Genomic DNA, 13,229 nt, shown 5'->3' with positions numbered 1-13,229 from the left:
GAAAAGCTGATGCGAAGTTTATGCCTGTCATTGCTGACGGGAGCGATGCTGTTACAGACTGCGATGGCGGATGAGAAAGCGGCGGACGCACTCTCATCGTTTCAAGTGAAACCTGGTTTTCGTGTCGAACTGGTGGCATCAGAGCCCTTGCTACGTGATCCGGTGGCGCTGGCTTTCGATGAAAACGGTCGGATGTTCGTGGTGGAGTATCCGGAATACAACCAGCAGTTCGCGAAAGACAAACAGCCGGTAACAGGCAGCGTGCGAATGCTGGAAGATACCGACGGGGACGGACAGTATGACAAGAGCACGGTATTCGTCTCGGATCTGGCGGCGCCGTCTGCGGTCGCCTGTTATGACGGCGGACTATTCGTGGCAGCCGCCCCCGACCTGCTGTTCTGTAAGGATACGGACGGGGACGGCAGAGCCGATACGCGGGAGGTGGTCTTCACCGGCTTTCGTCGGCTTGAGAACCGGACCGATCCCTCATTGAACACGCTGCTCTGGGGACTCGACAATCGCTTTCATGCCTGCACCAGTTATTCCGGTTCGGAAGTTCGAGCAGTGAAACATCCAGGTGAGAAGGCTCGTTCGATCAGAAATCGCGGGTTTCTGTTTGATCCGCGGACGCTGCACTTTGCTCTCTCCAGTGGCGGCGGACAGCATGGACTAGCGATCGACGACTGGGGGCAGGAGTTTCTCTGCTCGAACAGTTCGCCGGTCAAGATGCTGATGTACGACGATCGCTACCTGGCGCGGAATCCGTATCTCAAGGCGCCGGCTCCCGCGGTGGAAATCACCGAAGGGGGGAAGCATACGCAGCTGTTTCGCATCAGCCCGGAGGAATACTGGCGGCAGGAGCGGACCCGCCTGCGAAACGAAGGCAAATTCCGGGGGAGCAATGAGGGGGGTAAATCGTCCGGCTTCTTTACCGCAGCGACGGGGGTGACGATTTACCGGGGCGATGCCTGGCCGGCAGAGTATCGGGGAAGCGTGTTTGTGGGTGAGCCCGCGAATAACCTCGTGTTTCGGGGACAGTTGGAGCCGGACGGCGTGGGTCTAGTGGCCCGACGGGCGGATGCAGGTCGCGAGTTTCTGGCTTCTATGGATACGCGGTTTCGTCCGGTGCAGTTCGCTAACGGGCCGGATGGTAATCTGTATGTGATCGACATGAACCGCGATTTGATTGAAGGGGCGATGTTCCTGCCGCCCGAGTTACTCAAGAAAGTGAATGTCAACGGCGGTGATCAGCGGGGACGGATCTATCGGATCGTGCGGGAAAACTTTGAACAATCGCCGTTACCGCAATTGGGCAAGGCGACGACGGCGGAACTGGTGCGACTGTTGTCCCATCGGAACGGCTGGCATCGCGATACCGCGGCCCGACTGATTTACGAACGACAGGATCAGTCGGCGGTCCCCCTGTTGAAACAACTGGCTGTTGAGTCAGATTATCCAGTGGCTCGAATGACGGCTTTGTACGCTCTCAAGGGACTTGAGTCACTGGACGAAGCGAGTCTGCTGCGGGCACTGAAAGATGATGTACCTGAAGTGCGGGTGCATGCTCTCCGGCTGGTTGAGCAGCGGGTACAGGAATCAAAAGCCGTGCGCGATCAACTGCTGGCGATGGGTGAAGATCCTGCACTCAAGGTTCGCTATCAGCTGGCGTTTTCGCTGGGAGAACTGAAATCAACGACGGAGCGGAACGCAGTGTTAGCGTCGCTGGCGATGCGGGATGGTCAGGACCAGTGGATGGAACTGGCGATCTTGAGCTCCTTAGCGGAGGGGGCAGGGACCGTGTTTCAGCGGCTGGCCCACGAGGACGCATATCCTCGCTCTCAGACAGGCATTCGTTTTCTGACAGCCTTGGCCCGACAGACGGGGGCTGCAGGTCGTCCCCAGGAAACAGAGGTTGTGCTTAACAGTCTGCTGCAGTGGAGCGCTGCTCAAGAGCAACAGGCAGCGGTACTGCTGACGTTACTGGCAGCACAGCCGGAAAAGACGCGTCGCGAGTTTCTGAATCGTCACCAGGCATCACTGAAGCCGATTATGGGACGGGTGCTGGAGGAGGCCCGGGCAGCGGCACTCAACACGCGGCTGCCAGTCAATCAGCGACTGACGGCCATTAAGCGGCTGGGGTTCGCTCCCTACGCGGAAGTGTGGGACGTGTTCAGCGAGTTACTCGAACCTCAGCAGGTGAACCCGGTGCAGGTAGCTGCGATTGTTCAACTGGGACAGTTTCCGGACCAGGAGATCGCTGCATTGCTCATCAGCGGCTGGCCGAAGATGACACCGGAGTTGAGAACCAAAGCCGCTGAGACGCTGCTGTCCCGTGCTGCCTGGAGCGGTGCACTGATCGATGCGATCGAAGCCGGAAGCATCGGTCGCGGGGACCTGAGCCCGGCACGGGTAGATCTGCTGAAACAGCATCCGGACAAACGACTGGCCAGTCGGGTCAAGCAACTGTATGCAGACCGTTCGCTGGCACGCCGGGACGAGGTGGTTCAGCAATACCAGTCCGCTCTGAAAACGAACGGTGATGTCGCCTCGGGCAAGGCGGTGTTTAAGAAGGTGTGTTCAGCCTGCCATCGTCTGGAAGGTGTCGGGACTGCGGTGGGCGCGGATCTGAAGGCGATTCGCGATCGTGGGAAGGCGGGAGTGCTGTTGCATATCCTGGATCCGAACCGCGAAGTGAAGCCGCAGTACATGAGTTATACGCTGGTGCTGGAGAGCGGCCAGGTGCTGTCGGGAATGATTGCCGACGAAAGCGTGAACAGTATCACGGTCCGCAAACCGGACGGTACGAGTACGACGGTGCTGCGGATCAATATTGAAGAGATCCGCAGTTCAGGACTCTCCTTCATGCCCGAAGGTCTGGAGAAACAGATCGACCAGCGTACGATGGCTGACCTGCTGGCGTACCTGATGAGCCTGCAGGCCAATGCTGCGAATGCGGTGAATTAAAGTCGCACGGGTACCATTCCCCCACCAGCAATTCGCCTATTTCGGATAGGTGGAAGGGAGCTGTGCGGGAGGTGGGGCGATCAGGTCATCCAGAGCGGGAATTTTCTGTGCAGCCCAGCTTTCTTTGCCAAGCTGCATCACGGTTTGCACCTGTTCTGCGGGAATCCGTGTCTGATCGCCGACTTCCAGCGGGTCATAATGAAACAGGTAGAGACGTGATGCGAATTCTGCGATCGGCAAGGAAGATTCGCCGTAGACTTCGCCGGCTCCATTGGTCGAGACGACGACACCGTTCCCCAGATCCTGACCGCTGTCGTTGTTGGGATTGAAAAAGTAAACACGGGTTACGCCGGTCTGATCGATGGCGACCCGTAATATCGTGATCGCATGCCAGCCGACAAAGCGTGCCAGTGAATCGGTCACCGCCAGCCCGACGGGTTGCGGATGAATGACCGGATTGCCGCCATTATAGACGGGGTGATAACAGGCGTAGAACAGACGAATGAAGGTTTCATACTCGTGCAGTTTCCCGTGTGCAACATCGACGGCGATGGCAAACCCGCCGCCCACCTGCCAGCCATGAAACTCCGGATTGACGTGCAGATGTGGATCCTCGCCCGCCTTGTGTACCAGTCGACACATCTCTGCATAGACGCGATCGAGGTGGGGTACCAGGACCATTGATACGGGATCGAGATCGCTGCCAACAACGCCGGCTCCACCTGCGGGGAGAAACGCCGATGAGATGCGTTGCCCGCGAAAGGTCATGAGCACGCCATCATCGCGTCCAGCCCAGGCGAGGAGTTGCAGCAGGTAGTCCGGATCGGAATAGGCCCACCAGGAGAGAGCACGCGCTGATTGACAGGTTGGGTTGTCTCCCTGGCCTACACCCAGTGGTTGGCCGAGCATGCTGAGCAGTCCCGCGAGCAGATAGACGTCCGGCGGCTGTTCGCTGCCGCAGGAAGCGATCAGTCGATTCTGCGTCGCGAGCGTCAGTGGAAGATTGATCTGTCGCCAGAGGGACGAAGCCACGCCGGGAAAATGCAGGACGGCACGTTCCAGCATACCTGAGAGACCGAGAATCGATTGACTGGTTTCCGGATGAACGGCTTTGTCGATGATGGCGTGAACCAGTTCGCGGTAGGTCAACAGGCCATCAACGCCGGTGCTGCTCAGTCCGAGGGCCGTGACCAGCAACTCGGGATTTTCTTTGACCAGGAAACGAACCAATACCGCGTGATAGGGGGATACGAGCCCGGTGTCGTACATGGAACGGGCACAGGCGCCGGCTTCTTCTCCCAGGGCCTGACTGTCGAGCGTGGTGAGCCGCTCCGCATAGACCGACGTTCCCGGATCTCCCAGCGAATTGGGACTCGGACTGAACAGGGAGCTGATGAGTCGCTCGGCCCCGGCCGGAATCATGATATTTTCGTGTTGCGGGTCGTAACAGTAGACGGCCAGCTTCGTGATCATCAGTTTAACAGGCTCGATGCGAATCGGGCGCTGCCGCAACAATCGCCAGATTTCTTCGACGAGCTGCTCGAGCAGATTATCGTAACCGATGTTCTCAGCCACATACCGCAGAACGTTCCGAGGCAGTTGAAAGGCAGCCGCGTTGACGCGAGCCGCTTCGGTCTGATGATGATCGAAGACATACTCCAGGGTCAGGGCGAGCAGTTCCTTGAGAAAGTGACTGGCCTGCTCGGCAGAGAACCCGGGACGGGAGACCTTTCGTTCGGAGAGCGCCAGGATTCGCAACTGACTGAGACATTCGAGGGTTACTGTCCAGCGATCCGCTTCTGCCAGCGTGCGCGGTACGAGGCCCGGCTGCAGGCGCGAGGGGAATGCCCAGTCGCTGCCCTCAAACAGACCGGCGGCATCAAAACGCTCCGCAGACTGGTAGACCGCTTCGACGCCTCCTGGTTTCCGCAGGAGGCGCTCAGCCGTGTCCAGCAGTCTGCTGCGATGATTCTTTTTGGCAAACAGCGGTGCCTGTTCGAGTCGCTCCAGGGCGGCTGAAAACCGCTCCAGAGCCGGCGTCAGTTCGTCGGTATTGATATTCGTCATAGGTCAGTTTTCGCCAGGGTATGGTTTCCGCATCGTGAAAATACCTGGTGAGAGGCGAAGTTATACGTAAAAGTCCAGCTCTTCCTGATGTTCCAGAAGTTCCTTCAATTGAACAGGATCTTCTCCGAAAAAGAATAAGAGCCCCCAGTGTGTGCCGAATGCGGATCGTTTGGAGACCTTGGATTCGAGCGGTTCGGGGAGTTCATGAAATTCAAAATAGTCGTGATCCAGAATTTCGTCTGGAATTTCCAGCCGATTGACGACCCAGCGGCGCGGATAGACGGCGAAACAGCCGGCATGTCCTTTGGCTTTCTTTACGTCCTCGGAAAAGAATTCTTCGATTTCCTCTTCCGTGGTTTTGGGATCGAAGACCAGCATGGAGGCCTGATAGGGATTAAAGCCGTACGCCCGTTCGATGAGCTCAAAGGCTTTGAACCCCGGCGGTCGATAGGCGACTTCGCCGAAATACATGGTCCCGTCGCTGGTGAGGAAGTATTCCGGGTGAATCTGGCCGAACTGAATATCGAACGTGTGAATCAGTTTTTCGACTTCTTCGATGATACGGGGCCGCCATTTTTCCAGTTCGGGAGACGGGGGCACGAAGACGGAGTAGCCCAGCCGGACATATTCCGAGATGTTAAGAAAGCGGATTTTCCCATCGTGGATCCAGGCTTCGACGGCAAACTCGTGCCCGTCGAGATGGCTTTCCATCAGCAGAGGAAATTCCTCGTCGGGAATCCGATAGACTTCCTCCGGCGTGCTGATCATACGATGGCCCAGGCAGCCTGCTTTATCAAAGGCCTTCACATGGATCGGGTCATCCGGATCGCCGTCGAGTTTGAGCAGTGTCTGGTTGACCCGGCGGATGAAGCGAATCACGTCGTCGCGATCGTGGGCTTCTTCAAAGATCCCGACGCGAATCCCGCCAAGCTGGGCCCGGCGTTTCATAAGTGCTTTATCGCGAAACAAAACCGCCTGGCCGTGGAGGCGTGGGTTCTGACGCAGTACGGAGTTAATGGCGCCTGCCCATTCTACGGTCTCTTCGAACAGGGGTATGGCGATGTCGACCCCTTTCTCCTGCAACTGTTCAGCGATTTCCAGCGAACGTTCATTGAGACGTTCAAAGTTCCAGGGAAGATAGGGGATTCCATGCTCGCGGGCGTAGTCTTCGGCCCACTCGGGGGCAATCACGATGTAACGCCGGTCAAAATTCTCTGCGGCTTCAATAGCGCCTAAAGACCAGCCTAGTAATGCGATGTAACCTTTATCAGGATTTTTTTCAGCCATAATAAACTTTCGTTGAGGTTCTCATTGTAAGTTTATTGCCGGCCACGCTGCGTGATGACAACGAATGATACGATCAGAATGGTGTTGGATTGCTGAAAGGGACCGACTCACAAATTTTCTTCGTTTCTTTATTCTCTCTTTTCACCTTAACGGCTGAGGACCTTAATTCCAAGGGCACTCTTTCGCAGTCTCATTCTTATGCGGAATCAGACAGAGATCGGGAACATTTAAGTGCAAATGTACCGGCGGGAACAAGGGTTTTAAGTTCACTAGACGCTTCAAGAATGGGAGTGCTATAATTATAACCCCACAGGGCCAGGAGCACTTTTGTAACGTTCCAGACAACATGCCGATCATTCCCCTCGGAATTGAGTGATCTACTACTGCGATCTTCTATACTACTGTGACAATGCGCCCGACTTCTAATTCTCCCTCTACCGCTCTGATTCTGAGCCATCCCGGTCATGAACTGCGCGTACTCGGCTGGCTGAAAACAGCTCGACCGCTGGTATTGATTCTGACTGATGGTTCCGGTCATACCACTCAGCCTCGGATTGAACTTTCCTGTCAATTGATCGAAGGGGCCGGCGGTCGTCTGGGATCGTTGTGCGGGAATTTTACCGATCAGCAGTTTTACCAGGCGATACTCGATCAGGATCTGGATTTCTTTACGCAACTGCGAACTCAGATCTGCGAGACACTTCAGGAACAGCAGATCGCTCTGGTGGTGGGCGACTCGATCGAGGGTTATAACCCTTCACATGATCTGTGCCGCAGCCTGATTGACAGTGCCGTACATGATCTGCAGCAGACATCCGGTCGAACAGTGCACAACTATGAATTCCCGCTCGTGGATTCTCCCAGTGCCTGGTCAGATCGGGATAGAGCCTGGTGCCACGCACTCAGTCAGACCGAACAGGCATGGAAGCTAGCCCAGATTCGAGATTACGCCCGGAAAGTGGGAGACACCCTGCTCGAAGAGGTCGAAGAGATGCTCGCGCAATTTGGAGACGAAATCCTGGGGGAGGAATGGTTTTCGCCATCCATCTCGGGTCATGAACTGAATCATTTTGAGGAGACACCTCCGTTCTATGAGCGGCACGGGGCCCGTCAGGTCTCAGCGGGATACTATGATCGCGCGATCGAGTTTCGTCAGCATATGCTTCCCCTGATTTCCGCCCTGGGGAGGGACGACCGCGCATGACGTCCCCCCTGCGGATCCTGTTGACGAATAATACGCTCGCGTTGCGAGCCGGTTCGGAACTGTTCCTGTCCGACGTGGCGCAGGGACTGTTGCGTCGCGGACATCTGCCGGTGGCGTATTCCACAACACTGGGAGACCTGGGAGAAGAGTTACAATCGAAGACGATCCCCGTGATCAACGATCTGAACGCACTGCAGGAACCGCCTGATGTGATTCACGCGCAGCATCATCTGGAAGCGATGTCGGCGATGCTGCATTTTCCTGAGACGCCTGTCGTGTATTACTGTCATGGCTGGCTTCCCTGGCAGGAACGTCCGGTCGTGTTTCCGAATATTTTCACATATGTCGCCGTCGATGATTTGTGTCGCGAGCGGCTGTTGACGACGCCGGGCATTGCGTCTGAGCAGGTCAGAACTTTGTATAACTTCGTCGATCTGAAACGTTATCAGCCGCGAGCGCCACTGCCGGAACAACCGCAGTCTGCGCTCATCTTCAGCAACCAGGCGTCGGATCAGAACTATGCAGGGCTGATTCGTGCAGCCTGTCGTGCGAGGGGCATCGAACGGGTGGATCTCATCGGACAGAGCTCCGGGAATGTGCAGCCTCGGCCCGAAGAGTTGCTGCCTCAATATGACGTTGTGTTTGCGAAAGCCCGTTGTGCGCTGGAAGCGATGGCCGTGGGTTGTGCGGTGGTCGTCACCGAACATTACGGGGTGGGAGGGCTGGTGACCTCACAAAACATGCAGCAGCTCCGCCGATTGAATTTTGGGGTGCGGACGATGCAGGCGGCCCCCTTAATGGAAGCCAGTCTTGTGGATGCCCTTTCCGGATATAACGCGGCAGATGCATCAAAAGTTTCACAATGGATTCGCCAGGAGGCTGACCTGGAGCAGTACCTGGATGAGCTGGAGTTGCTTTATCACGGTGCTGTGCAGCGGAGTCAGGATGAGACTGTTTCTCCTGCCAGCAAATTCAGAGCAGCGGCGAATTACCTGCAGGAACTGGCTCCGCTGGTGAAACGACAGGCAGAAGTCGAACAGCGGGCCGCCGGGTTTGAGCAACGCGCTCAACTGCTGGAACAGCAGCTTCAACAGTTGCAGTCCCAGTTGCAGGAACGGCAGACAGAACATGAACAGTCCGCACACGAATACGCGGAATTTCGCGGCTCGATTGCCGGTCGGCTGGCGTTGAAACTGCAGCGGATGAGACTCTGGCTGACCGGACCTCGCTGAAGCGGCATCTGGTGAGAAACAGATCTAGGCTTGAATGCCCAGTTTCTTCAGACAGACGACCATCGCCAGGTAGAAGCCGATCATTGCGACCGTTGAGATTCCGAAGCTGGCACCAAAGCCCATTCCTTTTTTCAGCAACCAGGGCAAAAGCAGGAAGAAGGAGAGTGAAGGCAGGACCAGCCAGAAGATACTGCTTGACAGTTCCGATACTTTGGCAGTGCTTCCCGTATCAATATAGAGCCAGATCATACCGAGGTAAGACACCAGAGGTAACGAAGCCAGCACACCACCTAAGAGTGAGCAGCGTTTGGAAATTTCTGAAACGGCAACCACCAGAACTGCCGTCACTGCGACTTTCAGGAGATAATACCACATGTGTCTGTATCCTCGCTGGCGTTGAAGTGTCCCCGTGCATACGTAACAGTGCCCCGGCCGGGCACCGCCCGAATCACTCATCCAGGCGATGACCAGCTGCGAGACCGGTAATACAGGCGGTTCAATTATTCTTCGAATTCTCCCTGGGATGGTTTACCGTCGATTTCTCCCAGTACCGTGCCGGAGAAGTCTGCGACGTTTCCGATTCCGGGATCAGTGCCGACGAATTTGGAAGCTTTCCCATCCGCGGCGTCCTGTGGAAGCAGCTTGACTGTCATGGGTGGGACCACCTTACCCTCTGCCGTTTTCGTTTCTTTGGTTGTGAGCGTCAGCTCTGTGGCTGCAACCTGAGCAGGTGATTTTTCATCGGCACCCAGGAAGAGAATCGTGCATTCATGACTGGGATGATCGACGGTGAATTCCGCATGGTACTTACCCAGATCAAAAACGACCCCGCCGTTGGGACCGGTTCCGTGAGAATGTGCTTCCGCATGATTTTCTTCTGAATGTGCTGCGGGCTCAGCGGCCGCTTCGGGAGGTGCCGATTCAGGGGCGCCTTTATCCGCACAACCTGTTACGAGCAGAGCGGCGAAAAGTAAGCCGGAGATGTTCAGATTTTTCATTTCGTTTTCCTTTGCTTGAGAGAAAATAATCAAGAGTGTTGTTGTGTTGCAGTCCGCAGGAGTTCTGCATCCGATGTCTCGCTGCGAACCAGTCGATCGGCATCCTTGCCAGAGAATTTCCAGAAGAGTCCCGGGTGGATAAAGAATTCACAGAAGGTGGATGTAACCAGGCCTCCCAGAATTACAGTCGCGACGGGATAGAGAATTTCCAGTCCCGGTTTATTTCCACCCACAACCAGGGGAATCAGGGCGATTCCGGCTGTGAGGGCGGTCATCAGCACGGGAGCCAGGCGTTCCAGGCTGCCGCGAAGTACCATCTCGGGAGAGAAGCTTTCCCCTTCCTCTTCCATTAAATGGAAGTAATGCGTCACGAGCAGAATGCCATTCCGAACGGCAATTCCCCCCAGAGACACGAAGCCCACCATGCTGGCGACCGTGAGGGTCTGGTTCGTTAAGACCAGCGCGAAGACACCTCCGATGAACGCCGTCGGGATGGCATTCAGGATCTGGAAGGTGATGCGGGCGGAAGGATAGAGCATCATCAGTACAATAAAGATCCCGGCGACCGAGACGGCAGCCAGAATGGTAATCAGGAGTGTGGCCGAACGTTGCGCTTCAAACTGCCCGCCGAATTCCACAAAATATCCGGTTGGCAGTTCGACTTCTGCTCGAACCTGCTTTTCAATCTCAGCTACGGTACTGGCCAGGTCGCGTCCCGAAACGTTACAGCGAATGGTCTGCCGGCGGCGCACATTTTCCCGGTTGACCAGGTTCGGACCACTGGCGGAAGCGGGAAAGTCAGCCAGCTCCCGTAAGCGAATCTGTCCTCGTCCATCGGGGAGTTCGAGCCTGAGTGTGCCGAGGTTATAAGGATCGGAACGATACGGTTCATCGAGCTTGATGACCAGATCGAAGCGCCGCTGTCCTTCGAGAACCTGAGAGACAGCTTCCCCTTTGAGGGCAGTCTCGACAAAGCGGGCGACGTACTCCCGGCTTAATCCGAAGTAAGCCAGTTCGTCGGGCTTGAGCACCACGTGCAGTTCATCGACGCGTTCCTGCGGATCGATGATCGGCGGTGTTACACCGGGAATGTCTGTGATGGCAGTGCGAACGTCGCCTGCCAGTTCACGGAGCTTATCGAGATCGTCGCCATAGAGTTTGATGCCGACCTGGGCTTTGACGCCGGACAGCATGTGGCTGATCAGGTGAGAGAGTGGCTGCTCTGCTTCGATGCCGACTCCCGGGACGTTGGTTTTCAGGTCGGAAAGCAAAGTTTCCAGGAACTCATCGCGGTCGTAATCCGCTTCCGGATTCATGGTCAGAATGTATTCGCCCACGTTGACGGGTTGAGCATGTTCATCCCGCTCAGCACGTCCGGTCCGGCGGAAAAAGTGCAGGATCGGGCCGCGGGGATTGTCCTTTGACTTCTGCATTTTGACCAGTTGGGCATCGATCAGCGAGGAAGCTTCGTTAGACGCTTTGAGGGAAGATCCCCCCGGCAGGGTGACGTTGATCTGTACGCTGCCTTCGTCGAATTTCGGTAGAAAGTCAGCTCCCAGTCTGGAGAGTTCCCAGACGCTGACACCGACCAGGCCCCAGGTCAGTAACAGCAGCAGAGCGGCATGCCGCATACTGAACCGGATCAGATATCCGGCGCCCCATTTCAGAAATCGCAGCAGCCGCCCATCCTGATGCGTGTGGGTGGCTTTGGCCTGGGGAAGAAGGTAATACGAGAGGACCGGGGTCACCGTCAGCGAAACGAGCAGGGAAGCCAGGATAGAAACAATGTAGGCGACACCGAGGGGAACAAACAGACGTCCTTCGACTCCCGAGAGGGCAAACAGAGGCATGAAGGCCAGCACCACGACGGCGGTTCCAAAGACAATCGCCGAACGGATTTCCCGACTGGCTTCAAACACGACAACTATCGCCGGTTTGGGATCGGGGCTGATGTTGTTTTCTCCCAGCCGACGGAAAATATTTTCCACGTCCACAATCGCATCGTCGACAAGCTCTCCGATAGCGACGGCAATGCCTCCCAGGGTCATCACGTTGATCGACAGTTCGGTCCCCGTAATCACTCCTACCACGCGGAACACGAGTGTCGTGATGACCAGCGAGAGGGGAATGGCTGTGAGGGTGATGAAGGTTGTCCGCAGGTTCAAGAGAAACAGGAACAGTACAATCACCACCAGTACCGCCCCAATGACCAGCGCCTCTTCGACATAGTAAATTCCGCGGTCGATGAAACTCTTCAGCTTAAACAGTTTGGTATTGATGACGATGTCGGCGGGCAGGGACGTTTCCGCATCACGGAGTGCCGCCATGACGTCGTCGGTCAGCTTACGGGTATCGGCGTGGGGTTGTTTGACGATGGTAATCACCACACCCGGGTGTCCGTCGATACTCGCGTCTCCGCGTTTGGGTGCGGGACCTTCGACGATCTCGGCCACGTTCTCCAGCAAAACCGCCCGGTCCCCATTCATCTTCACGGGCGCCTGGCGTAGTTCTTCGAGGACATTATTGGTCAGCGCACCGAGTCGGCCGATGACCCGTACGGGTCGTTCGGTCTGTCCGCTGAGGATAAATCCGCCGCTGGCATTCAGATTGTTCGACTTAACGGCTTCTTCGACATCCTGCAGGGAGACATTATATTCCTGCAACTTGATCGGATCGACGAGGACCTGGTACTGTTTCTGATCGCCGCCCATGACGATGACTTCAGCGATGCCATTTAATTTGAGCAAGCGGGGTCTGATCAACCAGTCTGCCGTGGTCCGCAGGTCCATCTTTTCTTCTAAAGGCGTGGGAAAGACAACGTCGTAGGAACGTTTATTCCAGGTAAATGAAACCTCTCGTCCCGGGAGGGCCGGGTTCCAGTGGGGGGCCTGCACTTCGACTTTTTGCCACTGGTCGGGATCGTTGCGTACGACGGGATCCCAGACAGTGAGCACGGGGCGTCCCTCCCGCTCAGTCCGCTCTGCGAGGAGGTCGGCCCGCTCCAGCGGCGCAAGCAGCCCCCCTTGTGGTCCCTTTCGACGATGGATTCCGACGTGCAGAATCTGTCCCATGATCGAGGCCTGGGGAGTCATGATCGGTCGGATGCCCGGCGGCATGGGAACATTGGCCAGTCGTTCCGAAACGATCTGCCGGGCGTAACGCGGTTCGGTCTGCCAGCTGAACTCGACGTAGATGACATTCATCCCCTGGCTGGACTGGCTGCGGACATCCTCGACGCCGTTGGCCCCCAGAATGGCCGTTTCGATGGGATAAGTGACGAGGGTTTCCACCTCTTCCGATGACATGCCGGGACACTGTGTGAGGATGACCACGCGGGGACGGTCGAGGTCAGGAAAGACGTCGATCGGCAGCGTAGTGGTCAGGTAACCGCCATACGCCAGGATGACCACACAGGCCGCCAGGACCAGTGTGCGATGAGTTAACGAAATTCGGATAATGGAATTGAGCACGGCGTTC

The 13,229-nt window shown here is 56.5% G+C and carries 8 protein-coding genes; 3 read left to right on the top strand and 5 right to left on the bottom strand.

Annotation, left to right across the window (positions count from 1 at the left end):
• Positions 1-9 precede the first annotated feature (9 nt).
• Positions 10-2,964, top strand: coding sequence for a PVC-type heme-binding CxxCH protein (locus F1728_RS20000; RefSeq protein ID WP_155365550.1), 2,955 nt, complete (start codon positions 10-12; stop codon positions 2,962-2,964).
• 36 nt (positions 2,965-3,000) lie between these two features.
• On the opposite strand, the gene F1728_RS19995 is transcribed toward F1728_RS20000, so the two are convergent.
• Complete coding sequence (locus F1728_RS19995; protein WP_155365549.1) at positions 3,001-5,031, bottom strand: hypothetical protein; 2,031 nt, start codon at positions 5,029-5,031, stop codon at positions 3,001-3,003.
• A 60-nt stretch (positions 5,032-5,091) separates the two neighbouring features.
• A complete protein-coding gene (locus tag F1728_RS19990) occupies positions 5,092-6,318 on the bottom strand; it encodes an ATP-grasp domain-containing protein (protein WP_145043625.1) in 1,227 nt (408 codons plus the stop codon).
• 409 nt (positions 6,319-6,727) lie between these two features.
• Between F1728_RS19990 and F1728_RS19985 the strand changes: the two genes are divergently transcribed.
• Complete coding sequence (locus F1728_RS19985) at positions 6,728-7,522, top strand: hypothetical protein (RefSeq protein ID WP_155365548.1); 795 nt, start codon at positions 6,728-6,730, stop codon at positions 7,520-7,522.
• Complete coding sequence (locus F1728_RS19980; RefSeq protein WP_155365547.1) at positions 7,519-8,754, top strand: glycosyltransferase; 1,236 nt, start codon at positions 7,519-7,521, stop codon at positions 8,752-8,754. The genes F1728_RS19985 and F1728_RS19980 overlap by 4 nt, the downstream gene beginning before the upstream one ends.
• A 24-nt stretch (positions 8,755-8,778) precedes the next feature.
• Here the strand turns inward: F1728_RS19980 and F1728_RS19975 are convergent, their stop codons facing one another.
• From F1728_RS19975 to F1728_RS19965, 3 genes are all read right to left on the bottom strand, one after another.
• Complete coding sequence (locus tag F1728_RS19975; protein ID WP_155365546.1) at positions 8,779-9,129, bottom strand: DUF3147 family protein; 351 nt, start codon at positions 9,127-9,129, stop codon at positions 8,779-8,781.
• Positions 9,130-9,254: 125 nt separating this feature from the next.
• Entirely contained in the window at positions 9,255-9,752 is a 498-nt protein-coding gene (locus tag F1728_RS19970; RefSeq protein ID WP_155365545.1) for a hypothetical protein, read from the bottom strand.
• A gap of 29 nt (positions 9,753-9,781) precedes the next feature.
• Complete coding sequence (locus F1728_RS19965) at positions 9,782-13,222, bottom strand: efflux RND transporter permease subunit (RefSeq protein ID WP_155365544.1); 3,441 nt, start codon at positions 13,220-13,222, stop codon at positions 9,782-9,784.
• Positions 13,223-13,229 lie beyond the last annotated feature (7 nt).

Source organism: Gimesia benthica, from assembly GCF_009720525.1.
GTDB classification, from domain to species: Bacteria; Planctomycetota; Planctomycetia; order Planctomycetales; family Planctomycetaceae; genus Gimesia; species Gimesia benthica.
The sequence above is the reverse complement of the archived record's forward strand: the minus strand, read 5'-3'. Positions and strand labels throughout refer to the sequence as shown.